Origin of the sequence: Rhizobium altiplani (assembly GCF_001542405.1) — a bacterium.
GTDB classification, from domain to species: Bacteria; Pseudomonadota; Alphaproteobacteria; order Rhizobiales; family Rhizobiaceae; genus Rhizobium; species Rhizobium altiplani.
Map to the genome: position 1 here is coordinate 40466 of NZ_LNCD01000137.1, position 21231 is coordinate 61696.

The window sequence follows — 21231 nt, forward strand, 5'->3', positions numbered from 1 at the left end:
AGGCGAGGCTTACGATGGCGGCGGATAGAGCAACGATCCTCTCGTGGCTGGCGGACCTTTCCGCCGCCATCGTGACTGATGCCGACGATCTCTCTGATGTCTCTGCGCGCATTGCAACCGCGCCGGATCTCGAAGCTGCAGCCTTTGCTAGCGAGGTCCTGTCTCTGATGCGGATCATCGCGGAGAGCGCGGATGAGCCAGATGATTTCGACAAGCTCGCGCAGGGCCTCTCGGTGGCTGGCGATACTGCGGACGCGGTCTCGATCATGCTGGGAATGGGGCTTGCGATTGCCGGAAGCCGTATCGAGTGGCCATCCCGGCCTTCGGCTCGCCGCGTGCGATCGAGGGTTTCTGTTGCCGGTGACACCGCGTCCTCGGCGATCGATAAGCTCGGAGGCGACGGCGCGGATCTCTACGCCTGGTCGACTTCTGTCACCGCGATTGCCTGTCGGCTGATCTCGGATATCGCCGCGAACGCCGCGCCGATCATCAAGGTTTCGACCGGCGTATCCATGCCATCCACGGTGCTTGCCTATCAGCTCTATGGCGATGCTACCCGCGCTGCCGGTCTGGTCGACATTGCAAATTCCGCAACGCCACTTGTCATGCCAACGCTTTTTGACGCTCTGGCCTCCTGATGCTCGAACACATCACGATCGACGGCTTCCCGCTGTTCAAGTCCATCACCGTCAACATGTCGGCGGAGGAGGCTGTCCGGACGGCGGAAGTCTTATTGGTGCCGCAGGGCGATGGCGTTCCTGTCGTGCCAGGGCAGTCGACATCAATCAAGGCCGGCAGGGACCTGCTGTTGACCGGCTATGTCCGGGACGTGCGGCCCTCGCATGATGCGGGCGATCGCGCTCTCAGCGTCACGATTTGCTCGCGGACCGTGGACGCAACGGAATGTTCCGTTGAGCATCCGACGGGGGAGGTTCTGAATAAGGACCTCGCTGCGATTGCGAGGGAGTTCGACAGCCTTGGTATTGGCGTCGAGAGCGACGGTTCGTTCCCCGTTGAGCCGCGGCACAAGCTTCATGTCGGCGAGACCTTGTTCTCGACGATCGAGCGCCGCTCGCGCGGCCGGGGAATTCTGATCTACGACACCCCGAAGGGAAAACTGAAGCTCGCGTCAAAGCCCGAAGGTACCCATAGGGGCGGCCTCTATTGGGGCGTCAATATCGAGCAAGCGTCTTCAGAGCTGACCGAGCGTGGCCGCTATAGCGCCGTAAAAGTGCGCGGGCAGGCGAGCGAGGGAACAAGCAAGCAACAGTTGCGAGCCGAGGCAACCGCCCGAGATGCAGGCGTTTCCCGTTCGCGGCCATTGATCCTGCCGCACGAGGGCGAAACGACGGTCGATCGTCTGAAGAAGCGCGCGGACTGGGGTGTAAAGCGTGGCACCGGTTTTGCCGCTACTGCCTCGATCACCGTCACGGGATGGCGCGATGCAGGCGGGATGATCTGGAATAGAAATTGGCTAGTCCCGGTGAAGGATAGCTGGATCGGGATCGACGGCATGATGATCATCAAGGGCGTGTCGCTTACGCAGGATAGCGAAGGGCAGGGCACTTTTGCGGTCCTGTCTCTGGCTGATCCTCGCGCCCTTGGTGGTGAGAACCCGCGCGGCAAGACGGCTGGCGCCTATTCTGCGCCTGGTGCTATCTCGGTGGAGTACGAAGACGAATGATCGGCAAGCGGATCGAACTCGACGGCAACAACGTGGAGAAGGGCGGACAGCAGTTCGTGACCGGCCGCGCCCTGAAGTCTGATGGCTACACGAACATTCATCGGATTGAGCCGCATGGCTTTTCGTCGATGCCCGTCAAGGGAGCCAAAGCGCTCCTGATTTCTCCAAACAGCGAGGCAGACCAGGCTTTCGTAGTCGGCGGGGAGCACCCCGGGTTGCGGCCGGCGGATCTACCTGGTGGTGCGACAGCCATCTATGACTCGAGCGGAAATATCATAAAGCTCATTGGAGCGGGGATCGTTGTCCAGTCGGGGGGCGTGAAGATGGTCATATCGCCGGATGGCGTGGCCATCACTGGGGGCTCGATCACCCATAACGGAAAGAACATTGGCGACACGCATATCCATGGCGGGGTCGTTGAAGGCGACAACACGACGGACGTTCCCGTCTAGGGCGGACCTTACACATGCTCAAGATCATTCCGGTGGACGACGCCGAGGAGCCCTACCGCGCGCCCGATCTCGGATGGGACGGTGTGGTTGGTGACCTTATCGTCAATCCACTTACGCACCCCGATGCCCCTGGCGACTTTCGGTCGGAGCAGGGGCTCGCCACGCAAGTCCTGATCTGCCTGATGACCGATCGGCGGGTGGAGCAAAGCGAGCTGCGAGACGGTGACGAGAACCGGGGTTGGTTCGGCGACAGTTTCGACGTCATGGATGGCGAGACACCCCTCGGCTCTCGCCTTTGGCTCCTTCGCCGCTCGGCGCTCTACCCCGGCATAGAGGTCAAGGCCGAGGACTATGCAAGGGAAGCTTTGCAGCCGCTCATCGATCAGGGCGCAGCCACAAGGGTGGACGTGACTGCCACCCCCGGTGACAACCGCCTGGATCTGTCCGTCTCGCTCTACGGGCAGAACGGATCACGGATCTACAGCTCGCAATTCGAACTACTCTGGAGACAGATTGATGGCGTGGCAAATCCGCTCGCTTCCTGAAGCTTCTGCTCGTGCGCGAGGTGCGTTCCGGAAATACATGTCGGGGACGGACTCCGCGCTCCTCAATAACTTTGTGACCGTCGTCGGCAAGGTCCTTGCCGGTATGGCTCACGAGTTTGAACTTCGCATGGCATGGCTCGCCAAACAGATGTTTCTTTCGACGGCGACGTCGGATCAATTCATCATCCAGCTTTGCTCTGACGTGGGCATCTATCGCAAGGCTGCTTCCAAGGCGATGGGGCTGTCCGTGATCGGTACCGGCGCGCCGGAGGTGACCTACCCAGCGGGCATTCGGTTCATCTCGGGCAGCAACACCTATCTTTCATCCAATCCGGCGACAGCCGATGCGCTTGGCAATGTCAGTTTCCCTGTCGTCTCGGAAGCGGTCGGAGGCGCTGCCAACCGCGACGCCGGCGGTTTGCTAGCCTTGGCGGACCCGGTGCTGTATCCGGAGCTTTCCACCGTCTGGACGGTTGGCGACGCCGGGATCGGCGGCGGAGCCGATGCCGAGAGCATCGACGAAATGAAGGCCCGTGGGCTCTACCGCAAGCAAAACCCCCCAGGCGGTGGCAAGCTGACGGACTATGAGGACATCGTTCTTTCGGTGGCCGGCGTCCTCAAGGCCTGGGCTTTTCGTGATCCCTACGCCCCAGGGTTCCTTGTCGTCCTCTTCTTGTTCAAGGGGCGGCCCAATCTGATCCCGACAGCCGGTGACGTCCTGGTCGTGCAGGCGGCGATCGACGCGAAGCGGCTTATCAGGGTCGACGACAGTGTTGCCGCAGCGCCTGTCGCCTTACCGATCGACATCACTATCAATGGCCTCAGCAGCGATACGGCTGACGTGCGTGCGGCGATTTCTGCCGGAGTGACCGACATGCTTTACGAGAGGGGCAAGCCCGGCATCGCTGGTGACACCTTCACCGTGTCCCTGTCATGGATCGATGAAGCGATCTCGGCCGCGACCGGTGAGGATCGCCACGTTCTCGCCTGGCCACTCGACGATATCACATTGACCAATGGCCAGTATCCGGTCCTCGGGGTGATCACCTATGGTGCGTGACAGTTATCAGAACGTCGTCACCACAGTCGGCGCGTCACAGGCCGGAGCGGTTGCGCTACCCGAACCCTATGATGGGCTGGCAAACCCTGAAAACGATGATCTGCTCGGCGCAACGTTGGCGATGTGGCCGACTGGCCCGGCCTGGGGCTCACCCGACGCACAGGCGATGTCGCTTTCGTCCGAGCTCGCCCTGCTGACGCGCGTCATGGTCGATAGCTTTGTCTGGCTCTATGGACGAGCTTGGCAGCTTGCGCGTCAAGCAACAGTGTCCGGCGTTGGTGAGACCTTGCCCGGCTGGGAGAAGGACTATGGGCTTCCGGAGCCTTGCTTCGTGGGCACGCAAACGACCGCGCAGCGGCTGCAAGCGCTCGCCCGCAAGGTTTCCGGCATACCGACACTGCACCCGACTGAGTTCGTGAAACTGGCGGCGGACTACGGCTTCACCATCGAGATCGAGGAGCCGGCGCTCTTCCGCTGCGGTTTTTCCGAATGTGCCAGCGGCCAGCATGTCGGAGGTTACACCGACGAAACCTATTGGATCGTCCGTGTTCCGGGGCAGGGCATCTCCTATTTCGAGGCAGGCGCCGGCCGGTGTGGCGATGACCTCCTCTTCTCTTTGGGGGAAACGGCAGAACTCCTCTGCCTGCTGCGCAAATACGCTCCCGCCTGGACCTTGCCGGTGCTCGGCGAATGGATCGGAACGGCTCCGCTCGTCGATGAGAACGGCACACCGCTGGTCGATGAATACGGCAATGAAATTCTTGTCACCCTCTAATCGCTGAGGAAACTCTCGCATGCAGTACATCCAGCCTTTCGGCAATCCAGACACCAACGCGTCCTATATCGACCGCAACAGCTCCTCCGGTCAGGCGGGCTCAGCCGTGCCGGCCGCCGCGATCGAACATCCAATGCGGGAAATTGCTGCAGTGATCGCGGCGGGCGGCTTGACCCCGTCCCGCGCCGACCTGACACAACTGTTGCAGGCGATCCAGCACCTGATCTCGGCGGCGACTGGCGGCGGCGATACCAGCAATTTCGTGCTGATGCCGCAGGCCCGTGCGCGTTTGCCGATCTTCCCTGAGGTGCTCACCTCGAACGGCATCATTCCGGTCATCTCGCCGGCGACCGGCGCGGTTCGCGTGCCCGCGGGCTATGACTTCCTGCATCGCGGCATTTATGTCACCACGACTGCGCAGACCGATTTCGCGACAGTCGCCAGCAAAACTTATCATCTGCGTTGGCGGCCATCGGACGGCTTCGTCCTCAAGGATCTGGCGGACGTGGCCTACAATCCTTCCGCGACTGCGGAAACGGCGGTCACGTTCGACTCGACCTACGATGACATGCTGGTGGCGCGTGTGGTCACCTCTGCCGGCAACGTGCCGACGATCACCAACCTGGTCAACAAGAACGTCATGACGGCGAGTGGCGAGGTATTGGGACCCGGTACATTTGGGGCAGGTGGCATCGGATGGGAAGATGCAACGATGCCATCCGCGATCGCGAACTTCACGTCGGTTCAGATCAACTTCGCCCGGAAGCCGGACGCCTATTTGTCAGCGTTCAACGACTTCTGGGTCAAGGATACGACAGTCACGGCCGATGAGCGAAATGTCGGCGTTCGTGCTCGCCACCGATACCAGGTCGAGCTGTGGGCGCAGGGGGATGTTGACATGCGCATTAGCTGGGCAGCGAGGGCTTGATCCATGGGTCTTAAGATCTCCGAACTCAATCCTACAGTGTTTCAGACGCGAGAGCACGAGCTGCCCTCCATGCATGACGGGGGAACCGTCAAGCTGACGGTCGCACAGATCCTCGATCTCATTGCCAAGGGAGATTTCATTTCGAAGTTTGGTGCCTCGGATGTGGTGTTTACTCCCGTTGGCACGATCTCAGCGGGCGATGTGCAGGCAGCATTGGCAGAGCTTGATAGTGAGAAGTTCGCGAAGGCCGGCGGCACGATGGCAGGCCCCGTCAACTACGCCAACTTCGCCATTACAAACCCTGCTGGCAAATGGCTTCGTGGCTACCTCTCGCCAGGCTTCAACCTGGCGAACAACGCGACCGACGCCACCAACGATATCGACTTCCCTGCCGGGCAGGTTGCCAGCGACGAGACGACGCCAATCCTGATGGATCATGCCGCTGGCACGGCTCAACTGGATGTCGTCTATGGCACCGGCAATGGCGGACGGTTCAGCAGCGCGGCTATCTCGGATGGAACGTGGCATTGCTTCGTTGCCTCGAACGGTTCCGCCGTCATCAGAGGCTTCTCCAAGAATCTCGACCCGACCACTGATTCAAATTATCCGGCCGGCTATACACACTACAGGCGTGTTGGCTCGGTTATCCGTTCGAGCGGGGCAATCCTGGCTTTCCGGCAGTTCGGCAACCGGTTCATGCTAACGTCATCGGTTACAGCACGTTCAAGCACGGCTGCATTCGCAGACGCAGTTTTGGCCGTAACGGCTCCAGCAGGCATCAGAACGAGGCCTATTCTAACAAATGTTGTCGCCGCAAGTACAAGCTCTGTTGTACAAATTTCGCTTGGTGACGGGGACGCGTCAGCAACTCAAATAATTTCTCAGACGACAGGTAACATATCGGCAGGCTCTTTCAACAACACTATTCTAGTTGATTGTTTCTATACGAACACATCTTCGCAAATTAGATATTTCGTCACCATAACCGGCACCGCTCTTGCCAACACTCTAAACTGCACAGGCTGGTACGACGACCGAGGGATAAATGGATGATTACTGTTTTTGTTGAGCGAGATGGCGACGGGGCCATTTGCGGCGTCTACGCATACTTTTGCGAAGGCGTCGCTGAAGAAGAGATGTGGGCTGAAGACGCGGACGTCGTTTCCTTTCTCAAGGAAACCGATCCCGGTATAACGTTCCGCTTTCCAGGCGCATCGTCCAATTAGGCGCATACGTATACACGATCGGGGCGCTGTATGATTTCTCTACGGCGTCCCTCCATCCGCTTCCAGTTCCAACCCATACGCGAGCAACGCCACTGTAAATGCTCGATCCGGCAATGATAGCGACTACCAAAGCGCCAGCCGCTTTTGAAACATTTGATGGGTCTCGAATGGCCAGAAAGCCGACAAGCAGCAGGAGAACGCTCTGCACGTACCAGTAGCGTTGAGCGCCAAGGTCGGTGATGAAAAGGTCCGTCTGCGTCTTGAACTTCGCAATGACCATGATGGTTAGCAGAAGCGATGCGCCGATGAGGAGGGATCGCTGAACGCGGTCTTTCCCGAAGAAGACGGAAGCACAGATCAGCGCGCCGACCGCCAAAGCTGCAAGGCTCCCACCTGCAGATAACTCGATAAGGCGCCCAAATAGCCACGTCACATGGTCGCCGCTAGGTTCCCTCGGGTTGGCAGGGTTCATAAGCACTTCAGCCAATTGGATTGTCCCGCCGATGATCGCTATTAAGGCGACAACGTTAATCTGTCGTTCTTTGACGAAGCTTCGAATGAGGACAAAGAGATAAATCGGCGCGAATGCGGTTGCGAACGGCCCGGAAGTTGAGGCAATCGCAGCAAAGATGCCACCTTCTATTCTCGTCACCCCATTTGGCCGGACCGCGAGCAAGAGGAGCGTGGGGGCAAGCAACCACTGAAGGTTTGTCACGCTCCCAACTGGCTCCATCCATCCGTTAGCGAGAACGAGAGATGCCCCGGCAAGAACCCCGGCAAATCCTCCGATGCCCCGCGCGATGATGGATGCCGCCCATCCAGTAAAAAACAGGACGAAAAACAGGAAGACTTCCGGTGCGTACTTCATGGGGAGCCACGACGCCACAAGGCTTATCAGCCTAGGAACGGTGTGCAGATAGCCAGCATAAGAGTCGACAAGACTATGAACGCCGTCGATCTGGGCCCGCATCAGAAATTCGTAAAGATCCTCTGCCCAGAACCGTGCCGGCCAGATATCCGGCGCACGAACGTAGAGAAGTGCAAGCGTGATAATGATTGATGCGATCCAAACCATAGAGCCGCTCTTATCAAGACACGGGTAACGGGCAAGCTCGCCGGGTTCTCCGGCCCATTCTTCCTGCGCAGTCTTCAGCATCTCATCCCTAATCCCCGTGGGTTGAGCAGGAATAGATCAGTCAACGCCAGACCGCAATCCTGCGTGGTGGCAACGATATTGGGACTCCACAATGTTCTGGAAAATCATCCGGCTCGCGCCCCTATCGTGCGCGGCCTATCCCCTCCTTGCGCCCATAGCGATGCTGGCAACGCTGCTCGCGTGGGTGCTGTCGCCGCTGATCGCCGGGATATCCATGGTGACGGGCAGCAACCAGGTTCTCTGGCTCCGGTGGTTTTACACCCACGACGCCAGCCTAGACGGCGGTATCGAGCAAGCACACGACGGCTACGACCCAAACGCCAAGGGGCTCAAGCTCTGGTGGCAGCGGGTTTGTTGGGTATGTAGAAATCCAGCCTCGAGCTTTGATGCATACGTGCTCGGCTACCCCGCTGATGGCTCCAAGGTCATTTTCGAGAGCGGCGTCTCTTACCCTCCCGTTCGCTATTGGGCCGTGATTGAACTCAAGAGCGGTCGCCGGATCTTCGGCTATCGTCACAAGGGCATCTGGTGGGGCTGGAAGCACGAGCCGATTGAAGGCCTGTACCAGATCAAGGCAAAGCCGTTCTGATCCACCCCTCCGTATTGGTGTCCCATGAAACTTATCGACCGACCATGGCGGGTGCTCACCCGCTCGCTTGCACTTTGGTGCGTTTATCTGAGCGGCCTATTGGAGATGGCTCCGTCCATTCTCCCATACCTCGATGGCTATATCCCTCGCTGGCTTTCGCTTGCCTTCCTCATGGCGGCGCCGATCGCTCGCGTCATTGATCAAGGAAATCTCAATGCCAATAAATAAGATCGTGCCGTCGAAGCGCGGCAAGGCGGCGATTTCTGCCGCGATGCTGACTGTCATCATGTCTGGATCGGCCGGCTATTTCGCCACCAAGGATCAGCCGCCTCCGCCTGCCGTGGTGCTGGCAGTCGATCATCTGATCAAGCCGTGGGAAGGCCTGGTGCTCAAGTCGCACTGGGACCCGTACGCGAAGATCTACGACATCTGCTACGGGGAGACGCAGATCAACGGCAAGCCTGTCACCGCTGGCATGTCCTTCAGCAAGGCTGAATGCGACGCCATGCTCTCGGCGCGCGTCAGCCGCGATTACTACGAGCCGCTGACAAAGTGCATTCCTGACTTTGCGATGAAGCCGGTCAGCCTGCAGGCGTCGCTTACTTCCGGAGCGTATAATTTCGGGACGTCTGCCGCATGCCGGTCGACGGCTGCCAACCTCGCTCGGGCAAACCAGTATCGCGCCGCTTGCGAGGCGCAGACGGCTTTCAACAAGGCAGGGGGCAAGATCGTCAACGGCCTCGTCAATCGGCGCGAGATGGGCGATGCGCAGCGCATCGGTGAAGCGGAACTGTGCGTTTCGGGGTTAAACTGATGGGTGCTCTTTCCAAGAAGCTCCGCAGCGCCCAGGGCGGCGGCATTCTGTTTTGGTGCCCCGGTTGCGATGGCGCCCATCGGGTGCAGGTTGGTGAAGGGCCGGGGCCACGATGGGGCTACAACAGCAACCCGGAGGCCCCGACCTTCTCACCGTCCGTTCTGGTGACCGGTCACCAACTGGTCATGGAAAATGGTCGATGGACTGGCGAATGGGTCCGCGATGCCGCCGGGAAACCGGTTCTGTCGATTTGTCATTCGTTCGTCGTCGATGGCCGAATTCAGTTCCTCGGCGATTGCACCCATGCGCTTGCTGGCCAGACGGTCGACCTGCCTGATTTCGACGGTGACTGATGGACAAGATCATCACCTACACAGCGATCGTGCTCGGCATTGTCGCCCTCGTCCTCGTCGTCATGTTGCGTATCAGCTGGAGCAACAATGACACCCTGAAGGCGGAGAAGGCTGCTATCCAACGCAAGCTGGATGAGAGCGAAGCAGACCTGAAGGTCTCGGTCGAAAACCACAACCGCATCATCTCTGAAAAGAACCGCCAGATGGCGAGCGAGCGCGAGCGCGCCGAGGCCGAGCAACGCGATGCGGTAGCGCATGCGCAGATCCTCAAGGATGTAGAATATGCAACGGACGGCACCGAATGCACTCGCAGTGATCCTGTTAGGCGCGCTCTGCGTGGGTTGTATGACTTCGAACACGATCAGGGTGGCAAAGCCCTCGATCGATTACCAGGCGCAGGACAATCCGGAAACGCAGCTGGAATGCCCGGATCCACCAGCGTCGCCAAACCCTGAGACGGCAACCGATCGCCAGACGGCTGCCTACATCGTCGGACTAAGGAGGGGCTACGGTACCTGCCATCGCTCAGTGAAGGCATACAAAGCATTCCGCAAAGGGGATTCCGTGAATGACGCCGACCGAATTTGATCCTCGTTTGCATCAGCAAATGGGGGAAGTGCTTGCAGAAGTTCGAAATCTTCGTGACGCGTTTAGGGATTCCGAGATCAAATCAGACAGAAGCCGTGCATCCATGCATCAGCGCATGGATCTCCTTGTTGACCGGGTCGGAAAAGTCGAGGGCAGCGTAGCCGCGGTGCAGGAGGACATATCCGAGATGCGGCCGGTGACCGACGACGTGAAGCGCTGGAAGCTCATGGGGCTAGGCGCGCTTGGCGTGATCGGCGTCGGAGGCATGGCCATGGGCGTGACATTTGCCGATGCTATTCGACGGGTCGCGATGGTTATTTTCGGACGATGAAGCGCGAATGGCTTGGCAAATCTTCTATTCATAGTTGATTTGTTTAGATCAACTAGAGCAGTATGGGGGCCGCATCGTAAGGGGGTTTAGATGTTCCGTACTATTCCGCTGGCGGCAGCCGTTATTCTTGCAACAACTTTTCCCAGCCAAGCAGGTCTTCAGAGTTGGTCAGTCGACAAGGAATCTGACCCGTTCTCGGGAGGCGAGAGCGTTTCTGTAAACTTCATGACGACATTTCGTTCGGGTGTTCTCGTGCTTTGCGATAGCGCCAAGAATGGTCTGAGGGTTCGTGCAATTCCGGGATTTGACTACGATCAGCGTCTAGCCGATTTCAAGCCGACGTTAAAATTTGCGTTCGATGGAAAGCTGTTGTTCACCGCTGAAGGCGAAACGGGCTCGGTCGGCAACAATCTCGCTGCCTCCGAAGTTCAGCTGGAAGGTGACCAGGCGAAGCAGTTCGTCGAGGCATTCGCTTCGGCGAAGAAGCAGATCGCGATTGATGACGGCATTGCCGACAAGCCCCATCTTCTCACCGCTAGGGGTTCCACGACCTCAGGGGCAGCGATCGTCGCATGTATCAGCAAGCAGGGCGGGCAATCCTGAATTCGCAAGACCTTGCGATGCTCCGTATACGACCATTATAAAAATGAAGAAAGGCGCGGCTCCCGGTCCGCGCCTTTCTCTGTTTTTAAGCCGCCTCGAAGAACCGAAACGACGATGGTTTTACCTAATGCCTATCCGGCTGGCTTCAGCGCTTCTTCTTCGGATTCTCTCGCTTTGGGGGAGGCTCGAACAAGTCTGGATTCCCGTTAACGTGGACCCCAGCGTCTTCGGCTGCCATGATGAAGGCGGCTCTGGCAGCCTCACCATTGGTTTGCGTTTCCAATGCTCTCAGGCATGCCTCAAGCGCACCGCGCCACGCATCGCCCTGCTGATCCTCCGGCCATCGCTGCGTCAGGATCTCGCCCAAGCCCTCGACAGTAGTCACGACGCGGTAGACACCTGGCCGCACGTCGATGTCTATCCCAAGCGCTCTGATCGGCATATCCGTAGGCGCTGGCATGGCGCACTACTCCTCAACGCTCCCGAACATCATTTCCCCGCCCTTGGCTCCGCATGTCTTGCATTTTAGCCGAGGTTGGATTTCGTCGATATACGCATGTCGCAAACTTGGCGGCAGGCTGCGCCGATCGAACTGGCGCTCCTCGCCGCAGGCATGGCACTTGACCACGATGTCGACGTGGTGCGGGACGTAGTGGATGGAGCCGGGGCTCCAGTTTGGGGTTCGCAAGAATCGCATGCGTGTGTCCTCGTAAGGATCGACAGCCGCATGTCGATTGTTATTGTTTGGTGTGCCTAACGGCTTTCATATGATGCGCGTGACGACTTCCGTCAACACATCACTATTTTGGTTGCCTTGCTCGGATGATGCGCCTCTTCACGCGTTCAATGTCGGCAACAATGTCGACCAGCTCAGTGTCTTGCGGATCTACGTCGTCACTTGAAAACGCGGGACGTGGGGGCCGGTCTAATCTAGATCTCTCTCGTCGACCTAAGCGCATTGGCGCGCCCCTTTCAAAACAAAAGCCCCGCTCGATGGCGGGGCTCATTGATGGGACATGCGTGCGTAGCGATCAGCCTACTATTTTGGATCGCTCAATGAGTGTGACTTGAGCCGCCTTAAACGGCGAATTCACGCGAACGGTGGAGTCCCGCATGATCGCGGCGACGTTGCCGACATCTCCTGCGGAGTTTGTCGTTGCGAGGCGAGCCCCAGTTGTATCTCGATAGATCGCTGTTGCGTCCGATGTGACCTGATAGTCGATCATAGCCTCTTCCACCCTTCAAAAGTTCTTTGATCAGACACCAATTCCGAAAAGCCTGTCGGCTCGTTGGGGTTCGGCATTTGAGAGCGAACTAGCGTACCTTCGGATACATATCCATAGCTTTGTCCGCCAGCACTCTCAATTAATCCACGAATCAACTGATAGTTCGATGCGTTCGACTGACCGAGCTCGACGTTGGGGTTATACGGCTCCAGGAGCTTCATGTCGTCAGTATAACTCTTATGAAGCTTCTTTAATATATCGTAAAACTCCGCGGTTGGCTTTTCGACCGAAAGGCCTAAAGCCTCCGCCTCTCGGCGGTTAATCGTGTAGTCATGACTTCCCGAGTCTGCGCACAAGAAGTCGATTATCGCCTTAACCTTGTCTGAATCTTGCACATGCTGCCGTAGCAGTTTATCAGCCAGAAACCGGATCTGCTCACGAGAGCGGAAGATTTCGCCCAGCACAAGCGGATGAACCTTGTTGGAAAGATCCATCAGGATCGCCCCGAGCGCATGGGCATCAGTGACCTTCATCTTTTCCGCTGCGTCCATATAGCCGCGCACAGCCTCGACACTAACAGGGATACGCGCAAGCTGGTTTCCCATCGGCACTTGGGGCCCGAGTGGATGGGTGAGACTCGGGTCGATTGGACCGAGTACAGCCTGCTTAGTCATGACGATCTGTTTTGCGCCGAGAGAGATCAGAGTCCCTGCGCTCATTGCCTTCAGAGGAATGAGCACCTCGAATTCGTCGCAGAAGGATTTGATCAGATTGACAAGACGCCAAGCGGCGGCTGTTTGCCCTCCGTTGGTATGTAGGACTAGCGATACTTTCGCGGTGGGCCCGATCTCGTCGAGGATATCGACAAACATCGTGACTGCATCGTGCGCGATCTGCGTTTCCGCATTCATGCGGTCACTTGTTACGAACGAAATGACTTTTGACTGACGTGATTGTTCGATCGCCTTGTAAAGGCGTCTGCGGACTTGATAACTCATGCACCCCCCAACGTGTCGCGAGCATTGGCCGCGAAGCAATCCTAGGATGCATAACAGTACGACGCACCTTTCAAAGTCAAGTCAGACTCTTGGATTGAACGGCCGTTTTCGTGAGCCATCGTGCGCCAATCATGCGCCACCGAATCCCGGCCAATGCTAAGCAATGCCTGTAAATGCTGGTAAAATCCGTAAACATGTGGCGCATGATTGCGCGCCCAAAATGCCCGCTATCTATTTGAAAATAATGGTGATCCCGACGCGATTCGAACGCGTGACCCTCAGATTAGGAATCTGATGCTCTATCCTGCTGAGCTACGGGACCACTTGAGCGTCATGCATACAAAAGGCTTGGCCGGAAGCCAAGCTCTTTTGCATGTGTAACTGACGTCAGATTTCAGGCGCCGAGGCGCTGTTCGGCGAGCCGCACCCAGTAGGAAATGCCGTGGGCGATGGTTTCGTCGTTGAAATCGTAGGCGGGGTTGTGCAGGCCGGCCGTGTCGCCGTTGCCGATGAAGATGAAGGCGCCGGGACGGGCGTTCAGCATGTAGGAGAAATCCTCGCCGCCCATCATCGGGTCGATCTCCGCATTGACGTTGCCTGCGCCAGCAATCTCGCCGGCGATGCGGACGGCGTGGCCGGTTTCCGTCGCGTGGTTGAAGGTGACGGGATAATTCCGGTTGAAGTCGATATCAACCTCTGCGCCGTGGGCGGCAACGAGGCCGTTGACGACCTGCTTCAGGCGGGTTTCGGCGAGGTTACGCACCTCCTCATTGAGCGTGCGCACGGTGCCGGCGATCGTCGCGTCGTTCGGGATGACGTTGTGGGCGAAGCCTGCGTTGAACTTGGTGACCGAGACGACGACCGAACGCAGCGGATCGACATTGCGGGAGGCAATCAGCTGCAGATTGCTGACGATCTGAGCGCCGATGGCGATCGGGTCGATCGTGCGGTGCGGCTGGGCCGCATGGCCGCCGCGGCCCTTGATGGCGATGGTGAATTCGTCGGTGGCGGCCATGATCGCGCCGCTACGGATGGCAAAGTGCCCGACAGGAAGACCCGGCAGATTGTGCATGCCGTAGACCTCTTCGATGCCGAACCGCTCCATCATGCCGTCCTTGACCATCAGGTTGCCACCGCCGCCGCCTTCTTCCGCGGGCTGGAAGATGACCGCGATGTTGCCGTTGAAGTTGCGCGTCTCGGCCAGATACTTGGCCGCGCCGAGCAGCATGGCCGTATGGCCGTCGTGACCGCAGGCATGCATCTTGCCAGGTGTCGTGGAAGCCCAGGGCTTGCCGCTGATTTCGGTAAGCGGTAACGCGTCCATGTCGGCGCGCAAACCGATGGTGCGCCCGCCCTCGCCCTTGCCTTTGATCAGACCGACGACGCCGGTCCTGCCGATGCCGGTGACGATCTCGTCGACGCCGAATTCCTTGAGTTTTTCAGCCACGAAGGCGGCGGTGTTCTCGACCGCAAAAAGAAGTTCGGGGCGTGCATGGATATGCCGGCGCCACTCTGTCACCTCGTCTTGAAGTTCGGCGGCTCTGTTTAAAATCGGCATGTCAGCTTCCTGTCGTGAAATCGAAACGGGGACGGGATCGGGTCGCAGGGACACGATGCCGCAGAAATAACTTAATCAAGGCCCTTTGCCATGTCATGGCCATATACGTTAAATAGGGGAAACTTTCGAGACTTCCGGACATCTTTAAGGACGAACCGTGTTGACGCGCCAGAACCGTTTGCTTGCCGCCTTGCGGCCGCTTTCAATCGTAGCTTCCGCAGCCGCCATCGCGCTCTCGGCCTCCGCTCAGGCCTATGCGAATCCGCATATTCTGGTGGATGTGCAGAGCGGCCGCGTGCTGGAGCACGAGGAAGCCTTCCGCAAATGGTATCCGGCTTCGCTCACCAAGCTTATGACCGTCTATACGGTTTTCGACGCGGTTCGCGCCGGCCAGATCAGCCTCGATACCCCCATCGTCATGAGCAAGCGGGCGGCAGCCCAGCCGCCGGCAAAGATGTATTTCAAGCCGGGACAGAAGCTGACGCTCGACAGCGCGCTGAAGATCCTGATGGTCAAGTCGGCAAACGACATTGCGGTTGCCGTTGCCGAGGCCGTCGGCGGCACGCAGGAAGCCTTTGTGCTGAAGATGAACGCCGAGGCGGCGAAGCTCGGCATGACCGACTCGCATTTCGTCAATCCGAACGGCCTGCCCGGCAAGGGCCAGTATACGACGGCGCGCGATCTTGCGGTCCTTTCCGTGGCGCTTCGTCGCGAGTTCCCGCAATACGCCGGATACTTCTCGCTTGAAGGCATCACGACGGGCACCAAGAACGTGCCGAGCATCAACGTGCTGATCGGTCGTTTTGCCGGCGCCGATGGCATGAAAACCGGCTTCATCTGCGCCTCGGGCTTCAACCAGATCGGTTCGGCGACGCGCAACGGCCGTACCTTGATCTCTGTCGTGCTCGGCACAGACAGTCTTGCGGCGCGGGCGGATGCCTCCGCCGACCTGCTGCAAAAGGGCTTCACTTCGCAGTTTGTCGCGCCCGATACGCTCAGTTCATTACGGCCCTATGGCCCGGGTCAGGATCAGGTCGCCGATATTACCGCCGATATCTGCAGCGCCAAGGGTGCCAAGGTCCGCAGCGAAACGCGCGACGAAGTGGGCCGCATGAAGGTTCAGTCTCCCTATATCCAGGAAATGGACCACGACCCCAACTTCGTCTTCGCAGGACTGATCCCGGGCCAGAACGAACCGCAGCCGGACAAGTTGGCGACCGCGGATACCGCGGGAACGATTGCCAAGGTCCCGGTTCCGCTGCCACGCCCGACCACTTTCTGAGGCCTCTTTGACATGAGCGCTGCTTCCGATCGGATACCGGTCACCATCCTGACCGGCTTTCTTGGCGCCGGCAAATCCACCTTGCTGAACCGGATCCTCAAGGATCCGGCGATGAAGGACGCCGCCGTGATCATCAACGAATTCGGTGATGTCGGCATCGATCATCTACTGGTGGAAAGCTCGGGCGATGCGATCATCGAACTGTCGGACGGCTGCCTATGCTGCACGGTGCGCGGAGAGCTCGTCGATACCCTCGCAAATCTGATGGACGCGGTACAGACGGGCCGCGTCAAGCCGGTGAGGCGCGTCGTGATCGAGACGACCGGCCTTGCTGATCCGGCACCGGTCATGCAGGCGATCATGGGCAACCCCATCATCGCCACCAATTTCGACCTCGATGGCATCGTGACGGTGGTCGATGCAGTCAACGGCTCGCAGACCCTCGACAATCACGAGGAAGCGGTGAAGCAGGCCGCGGTTGCCGATCGGCTGATTCTCTCCAAGCGGACAATGGCTTCGCCAGAAGTGTTGGAAGCACTGGAGGCGCGTCTCGATGCGCTCAATCCGCGTGCCGCATTGATGGATGCCGACAGCGCCGAAGCAGGGCAGGTCAGTGTGCTCGTCAACGGCCTCTACGATCCAACAAACAAGATTGCCGACGTCGGACGCTGGCTGCGGGATGAGGATGCGCATGAGGCGCATCACCAGCATGACCATCATCACCATGGTGCTGACGACCATCACCATCATCATCACGGGAACGATCACCAGGACCCACATGATGTGAACCGCCACGATGCCTCGATCCGGTCCTTCTCGATCGTCGAGGACAAGCCGATCGACCCGATGGCGCTCGACATGTTCATCGATCTCTTGCGTTCGGCGCATGGCGACAAGCTGCTGCGGATGAAGGCGATCGTCGCGGTCTCGGACCGCCCGGATCGGCCGCTGGTGCTTCACGGCGTGCAGAGCATCTTCCATCAGCCATCGCGCCTGCCCGCATGGCCCGACCCTCAGGACAGGCGCACGCGCATGGTGCTGATCACCAAGAATCTGCCGGAAGCCTTCGTCAAGGATCTGTTCGACGCGTTTCTCGGCAAGCCGCGCATCGACACGCCGGATCGCACCGCGCTGCACGACAATCCGCTTGCCGTGCCGGGCATGCGATTTTAATCTATCGCTTGCGGATGAGGAAGCGGTGGCCGCCTTCCGTCGTCTCAGCCTCGATCAGTTCGTGGCCGTCTTCGTTGCAGAAATGAGGGATGTCGATGCCAGCGAGCGGATCTGTCGTTTCGACGCGGATCAGTGAGCCGCTCGGAAGGGAGGACATCTTGCGGCGGGTCTTCAGCACGGGAAGCGGGCACTTTAGCCCGCGTAGGTCATAGAGGAAGGCGCTCACGCCGTCAGTCCCTGCCCCAGAATTTCCAGAACGGCTTCTTCGAGGCGACTTCCACCGGTTCGGGCTGTTGTACCGGCGCGAATGCCAGCGGGCTCGGCGTTGGGATCGGAACCTGAGCCGGAACGGCAGCGGCGACGGCAATTTCCTTTGCTTCGGAGGATGCCGGCGCAGCATTGGGTGCCGCATTTGCGGCAACCGCGGACGCGGTCTTGCTCGCCATCATCTCTTCGAGGTCCGCGACCTTGACCATCTTGCCCGCCTCCAGCGAGGTGCCGGTCGGTGCATAGGCCAGTTCGCGACCCTTTCGCAGCTTAGCGACCACGGCCTTGCGCTCCGCCTCGCTCGGATCGTACCAGGCCATGCCATCGTACTTCTTCATGGCCTTGGCGTAGTCGGCATCGTAGGTCTTGCCGTAGGAGGCAAGCGCGGCGGTCAGCGCCGGCGGCGTCGACATTGCCGGGCACTTGCCGGCCGGATTGAACTCGCCATTGTCGGTTGACTGCTGGTTGAAGACGTATTTCTTCTCGCAGAAATTCACCTCGGGAGGACGCTTGGTGACCTCGAAATTGTCGTAGCCGACCTTCAGCATGTTCCAGAACTCGATGTTCGGGTTCAGGCGATGGCGCACCATGTTTTCCGCGGTCATGCGGAAGGGGAAGGCCTGAAGCTGCACTGTCGACTGGCCGCCGGCAAAGGCGTCACGGGCAAAGGCGTAGATCTCCAGTACCTGCTGGTCGGTCATCGAGTAGCAGCCCGACGAAGAGCAGGCGCCGTGAATCATCAGGTTGGTGCCATTGTGGCCGTTCACAGCGTCATAGCGGTTCGGAAAGCCGGTGTTGATCGCGAGGTAGTATTTGGAGTTCGGATTGAGATTGGCGCGCGTCAGGTTGTAGAAGCCTTCCGGGGCCTGCCGGTCGCCCTCTTTTACCTTCGGGCCGAGGCGGCCAGACCAGGCGCAGATCTTGTAGTCGGCGATCTTGTCGAAGCGATTGTCGGTTTTCGCCTTCCAGATCTCCAGCGCGCCTTCTTCCTTGAAGATGCGGATCATGATCGGCGAGTTGCGCTGCATGCTCTTGGCCGACATCTCGGACAGGATGCGTGGCGGCAATGGCTGCTCGACCTTGTTCTTGACGCTGGAAAGATCGACCTGGGCGGTTTCCAATGCATCGTTGCAGCCGGCCAAAGCCAGCGCCATCAGGGAAACATATGCAAAATGACGAATGCGCATTCAAAAAAGCCCATCAACAGTATGCAACCCGGCCCCGGCACGCGGAGCGAATCATAGGCTGACTATGGTTCACAAACTCTTAGCAGCCTATGAAGCGCGCTCGCGTCCCCCGCAAGTAGTAATGTTATTGATAACATTATTGTGGCCAAGGTTTGGCCTCATTCACGGCGCAGCCGCGCGTTTGTGCACTACAAATTGCGGCCCATGTTGAGGAATTTCTGCCGACGCTCGTTGCGAAGCTGCTCGCCGGTGCGGTTGGAAAGCTCGCCCAGAGCTTTGGCAATGACATCACCGGTCGTGGCGATTACGCTGTCCGGATCGCGATGCGCGCCGCCCAGCGGCTCGCTGATGACGCCGTCGATGATGCCGAGCGCCTTCAGGTCCTCGGACGTGATCTTCATGTTGGTGGCGGCTTCCTTGGCGCGAGCGGAATCGCGCCAGAGGATCGAGGCTGCACCTTCCGGCGAGATGACGCTGTAGATCGCATGCTCCAGCATGTAGACGCGGTTGCCGGTGGCGATCGCGATCGCGCCGCCCGAGCCGCCTTCGCCGATGACGACGGAAACGATCGGTACCTTCACAGAGAGACACATTTCCGTCGAGCGGGCGATGGCTTCGGCCTGGCCACGCTCTTCGGCGCCGACGCCCGGATAGGCGCCTGCCGTGTCGACGAGCGTGATAACAGGAAGGCCGAAGCGGTCAGCCATCTCGAGAACGCGGATCGCCTTGCGATAGCCTTCGGGGCGGGCGCTGCCGAAATTGTGCTTCAGGCGGCTCTTCGTGTCGTTGCCCTTTTCCTGGCCGAGAACGGCGACGGGCTGGCCGCGGAAGCGGGCAAGGCCTGCCTGGATTGCGGCATCTTCGGAGAACTTGCGGTCGCCGGCAAGCGGCGTGAATTCCTGAAACAGCGTCTTGGCATAGTCGACGAAATGCGGTCGCTGCGGATGGCGCGCAACCTGCGTCTTCTGCCAGGCGTTGAGCTTCGAGTAGATGTCGACCATCGCTTCGCGAACGCGAACTTCGAGCCTGCCGATTTCATCTGACGTGTCGATGCTCTCGTCTTCCGTGGCGAGCTTCTTCAGTTCGATGATCTTGCCTTCGAGGTCGGAGATCGGCTTTTCGAAGTCGAGATAGTTGTGCATGAGGTGCGTTTCCGTTCCTTTGCCGGGGCTAGTTTGATGAGCTCGCCCTTTGTCGCCGGTCCTATTCCTGCTTTTTGGCCTGTTTGGCAAGGGGGTGGTGCGTTTGGACCAGTTGTTGAAGCCGTTCCTCCAACACATGCGTATAGATTTGCGTGGTTGAAATGTCCGAGTGGCCGAGCAGTTCCTGAACAACGCGAAGATCCGCGCCGTTGGCGAGAAGATGACTTGCAAATGCATGCCGCATGACATGCGGCGAGATCATAGATGGGGTAAGACCTGCCCGGATCGCAAGATTTTTCAAATCACGCGCGAAAACCTGACGCGGCAGATAGCCCTCCTTGGACGCTGCGGGAAACAGCCAAGGGCTTTCCTGCGGCACTTTGGCGGCGTCGTTTTCAGCGGCGAGCATACGGCCGTAGAGCTTGAGCGCCACGATCGCCGACTGCGATAGCGGCACAAGCCGTTCCTTGTTGCCCTTGCCGCGGATCATCAGGAAGCGTCCGTCCTGGTCGAGCACGCGGGCCGGAAGCGAGACGAGTTCGCTGACGCGCATCCCCGTTGCGTAGAGCAGTTCGAGCAGGGCCAGCATGCGAAGGCGCTGCAACTGTCCGGGCGCGGAATCCTGCGCTTCGGTTTCCGCCTGCTCGAGCAACCGGCCAACTTCGTCGACCCCCATCGTTTTCGGCAGAGCCCGGCCTTTCTTCGGCGCATCGAGAACGCCGGTCGGATCGTCGGTGCGCAGACCCTCGGCGTAAAGGAACTTATAAAACTGGCGCATTGCCGCCAGTCGCCGCGCCTGCGAGGAAGGTTTGAAGCCTTGGGCGGCAAGGGAAGACAGGTAGGCCGAAAGATCGGCCGACGCCGCCTCCAGCAGGCGCACTCCCTTGCCGTTCAGGAAACCGTGCAGATCGTCAAGATCCCGCTCATAGGAAGAGAGTGTATTGGCCGCAGCGCCCCGCTCCGCGCTCATCATTTCCAGAAAGGCTTCTACGTGAACCCAGCCGAGATCCTTCATTGTCTCACTTCTTGGACGGGTTAATGGCGCCGGTGGCCGGAGGATTGACCCGCTCGGACGGAAGGCGGATCGTCACGTCGCGCTCCTGTGGCTCGACAAAAGCAACCAATGCCCACATCGTTCCGTATATCGCACCGGCGATGATCGCCAATATGGCGAGAAAACGGAACAGACTCGGCATTCAGCGACTCCATGGCTCTGCTTCTTTATGAAGAAGCATGTTTGCAAGTGCAAGAAGGTGCATTTGGACCACGTTTCCCTTGCCCGCGACTTGACGCT

25 protein-coding genes and 1 tRNA gene are annotated in these 21231 nt (G+C 59.1%); 16 read left to right on the forward strand and 10 right to left on the reverse strand.

Going from position 1 to position 21231, the window contains the following annotated elements:
• Window positions 1-14 precede the first annotated feature (14 nt).
• From AS026_RS33160 to AS026_RS33195, 8 genes are read left to right on the forward strand one after another with little or no spacing between them, the layout of a single operon-like run.
• The gene (locus AS026_RS33160; RefSeq protein WP_062374782.1) at window positions 15-638 is read left to right on the forward strand and encodes a hypothetical protein; all 624 of its coding nucleotides are present in this window, start codon (window positions 15-17) and stop codon (window positions 636-638) included.
• A complete protein-coding gene (locus tag AS026_RS33165; RefSeq protein WP_062374784.1) occupies window positions 638-1684 on the forward strand; it encodes a phage baseplate assembly protein in 1047 nt (348 codons plus the stop codon). The genes AS026_RS33160 and AS026_RS33165 overlap by 1 nt, the downstream gene beginning before the upstream one ends.
• On the forward strand, window positions 1681-2136 hold the full coding sequence (locus tag AS026_RS33170; protein ID WP_062374787.1) for a phage baseplate assembly protein domain-containing protein: 456 nt from the start codon (window positions 1681-1683) through the stop codon (window positions 2134-2136). Before AS026_RS33165 ends, AS026_RS33170 begins: the two co-directional genes overlap by 4 nt.
• 14 nt (window positions 2137-2150) lie before the next feature.
• Window positions 2151-2681, forward strand: coding sequence for a phage GP46 family protein (locus tag AS026_RS33175; RefSeq protein ID WP_062374789.1), 531 nt, complete (start codon window positions 2151-2153; stop codon window positions 2679-2681).
• On the forward strand, window positions 2653-3741 hold the full coding sequence (locus AS026_RS33180; protein ID WP_062374791.1) for a baseplate J/gp47 family protein: 1089 nt from the start codon (window positions 2653-2655) through the stop codon (window positions 3739-3741). The genes AS026_RS33175 and AS026_RS33180 overlap by 29 nt, the downstream gene beginning before the upstream one ends.
• Entirely contained in the window at window positions 3731-4516 is a 786-nt protein-coding gene (locus tag AS026_RS33185) for a putative phage tail protein (RefSeq protein ID WP_062374794.1), read from the forward strand. The genes AS026_RS33180 and AS026_RS33185 overlap by 11 nt, the downstream gene beginning before the upstream one ends.
• Before the next feature lie 19 nt (window positions 4517-4535).
• Window positions 4536-5444 carry a hypothetical protein gene (locus AS026_RS33190; RefSeq protein ID WP_062374796.1) on the forward strand — a complete coding sequence of 303 codons (909 nt, stop codon included), beginning with the start codon at window positions 4536-4538 and terminating at the stop codon, window positions 5442-5444.
• Between the two features lie 3 nt (window positions 5445-5447).
• Window positions 5448-6497, forward strand: a complete 1050-nt coding sequence (locus AS026_RS33195) for a hypothetical protein (protein ID WP_062374798.1) — start codon at window positions 5448-5450, stop codon at window positions 6495-6497.
• 117 nt (window positions 6498-6614) lie between these two features.
• Here AS026_RS33195 and AS026_RS33200 read toward each other — a convergent pair whose 3' ends face one another.
• Complete coding sequence (locus AS026_RS33200) at window positions 6615-7826, reverse strand: hypothetical protein (protein ID WP_062374801.1); 1212 nt, start codon at window positions 7824-7826, stop codon at window positions 6615-6617.
• A gap of 91 nt (window positions 7827-7917) precedes the next feature.
• Here AS026_RS33200 and AS026_RS33205 point away from each other — a divergent pair, with 91 nt between their 5' ends.
• The 6 genes from AS026_RS33205 to AS026_RS33235 all read left to right on the forward strand — a co-directional run bounded on the left by AS026_RS33205 (window position 7918) and on the right by AS026_RS33235 (window position 11104).
• The gene (locus AS026_RS33205; RefSeq protein WP_062374803.1) at window positions 7918-8415 is read left to right on the forward strand and encodes a DUF7338 family protein; all 498 of its coding nucleotides are present in this window, start codon (window positions 7918-7920) and stop codon (window positions 8413-8415) included.
• A 214-nt stretch (window positions 8416-8629) separates the two neighbouring features.
• The gene (locus AS026_RS33215) at window positions 8630-9229 is read left to right on the forward strand and encodes a lysozyme (protein WP_062374806.1); all 600 of its coding nucleotides are present in this window, start codon (window positions 8630-8632) and stop codon (window positions 9227-9229) included.
• Window positions 9229-9582, forward strand: a complete 354-nt coding sequence (locus AS026_RS33220) for a ubiquitination-like system serine protease family protein (RefSeq protein WP_062374808.1) — start codon at window positions 9229-9231, stop codon at window positions 9580-9582. Before AS026_RS33215 ends, AS026_RS33220 begins: the two co-directional genes overlap by 1 nt.
• Window positions 9582-10037, forward strand: coding sequence for a hypothetical protein (locus AS026_RS33225; protein WP_062374810.1), 456 nt, complete (start codon window positions 9582-9584; stop codon window positions 10035-10037). Before AS026_RS33220 ends, AS026_RS33225 begins: the two co-directional genes overlap by 1 nt.
• Before the next feature lie 113 nt (window positions 10038-10150).
• Window positions 10151-10501 carry a DUF1515 family protein gene (locus tag AS026_RS33230; RefSeq protein ID WP_062374812.1) on the forward strand — a complete coding sequence of 117 codons (351 nt, stop codon included), beginning with the start codon at window positions 10151-10153 and terminating at the stop codon, window positions 10499-10501.
• A 90-nt stretch (window positions 10502-10591) separates the two neighbouring features.
• Window positions 10592-11104 carry a hypothetical protein gene (locus tag AS026_RS33235; protein WP_131815370.1) on the forward strand — a complete coding sequence of 171 codons (513 nt, stop codon included), beginning with the start codon at window positions 10592-10594 and terminating at the stop codon, window positions 11102-11104.
• Between the two features lie 145 nt (window positions 11105-11249).
• Here AS026_RS33235 and AS026_RS33240 read toward each other — a convergent pair whose 3' ends face one another.
• From AS026_RS33240 to AS026_RS33265, 4 genes are all read right to left on the reverse strand, one after another.
• Window positions 11250-11564, reverse strand: a complete 315-nt coding sequence (locus tag AS026_RS33240) for a DUF982 domain-containing protein (RefSeq protein WP_062374816.1) — start codon at window positions 11562-11564, stop codon at window positions 11250-11252.
• A gap of 762 nt (window positions 11565-12326) precedes the next feature.
• Window positions 12327-13328 carry an SDH family Clp fold serine proteinase gene (locus AS026_RS33255; RefSeq protein WP_063805961.1) on the reverse strand — a complete coding sequence of 334 codons (1002 nt, stop codon included), beginning with the start codon at window positions 13326-13328 and terminating at the stop codon, window positions 12327-12329.
• A gap of 245 nt (window positions 13329-13573) precedes the next feature.
• Window positions 13574-13650 (reverse strand) — tRNA-Arg (locus tag AS026_RS33260).
• A gap of 72 nt (window positions 13651-13722) precedes the next feature.
• Window positions 13723-14886, reverse strand: coding sequence for a M20 aminoacylase family protein (locus AS026_RS33265; protein ID WP_018857751.1), 1164 nt, complete (start codon window positions 14884-14886; stop codon window positions 13723-13725).
• Between the two features lie 157 nt (window positions 14887-15043).
• On the opposite strand from AS026_RS33265, the gene AS026_RS33270 reads away from it, so the two are divergent.
• Window positions 15044-16168: a D-alanyl-D-alanine carboxypeptidase family protein gene (locus AS026_RS33270; RefSeq protein WP_062374824.1), complete on the forward strand. Its 1125-nt coding sequence runs from the start codon at window positions 15044-15046 to the stop codon at window positions 16166-16168.
• A gap of 12 nt (window positions 16169-16180) precedes the next feature.
• On the forward strand, window positions 16181-17341 hold the full coding sequence (locus AS026_RS33275; protein ID WP_062374826.1) for a CobW family GTP-binding protein: 1161 nt from the start codon (window positions 16181-16183) through the stop codon (window positions 17339-17341).
• A gap of 1 nt (window position 17342) precedes the next feature.
• Here the strand turns inward: AS026_RS33275 and AS026_RS33280 are convergent, their stop codons facing one another.
• From AS026_RS33280 to AS026_RS42550, 5 genes are all read right to left on the reverse strand, one after another.
• The gene (locus AS026_RS33280; RefSeq protein WP_025661864.1) at window positions 17343-17567 is read right to left on the reverse strand and encodes a sulfurtransferase TusA family protein; all 225 of its coding nucleotides are present in this window, start codon (window positions 17565-17567) and stop codon (window positions 17343-17345) included.
• 4 nt (window positions 17568-17571) lie between these two features.
• Complete coding sequence (locus AS026_RS33285; protein ID WP_062374828.1) at window positions 17572-18795, reverse strand: L,D-transpeptidase family protein; 1224 nt, start codon at window positions 18793-18795, stop codon at window positions 17572-17574.
• A 188-nt stretch (window positions 18796-18983) separates the two neighbouring features.
• The gene (locus AS026_RS33290) at window positions 18984-19937 is read right to left on the reverse strand and encodes an acetyl-CoA carboxylase carboxyltransferase subunit alpha (protein ID WP_018857756.1); all 954 of its coding nucleotides are present in this window, start codon (window positions 19935-19937) and stop codon (window positions 18984-18986) included.
• Between the two features lie 61 nt (window positions 19938-19998).
• Window positions 19999-20952 carry a site-specific tyrosine recombinase XerD gene (gene xerD, locus AS026_RS33295; RefSeq protein WP_025661865.1) on the reverse strand — a complete coding sequence of 318 codons (954 nt, stop codon included), beginning with the start codon at window positions 20950-20952 and terminating at the stop codon, window positions 19999-20001.
• Between the two features lie 4 nt (window positions 20953-20956).
• Window positions 20957-21133: a hypothetical protein gene (locus tag AS026_RS42550; RefSeq protein ID WP_018857758.1), complete on the reverse strand. Its 177-nt coding sequence runs from the start codon at window positions 21131-21133 to the stop codon at window positions 20957-20959.
• Window positions 21134-21231 lie beyond the last annotated feature (98 nt).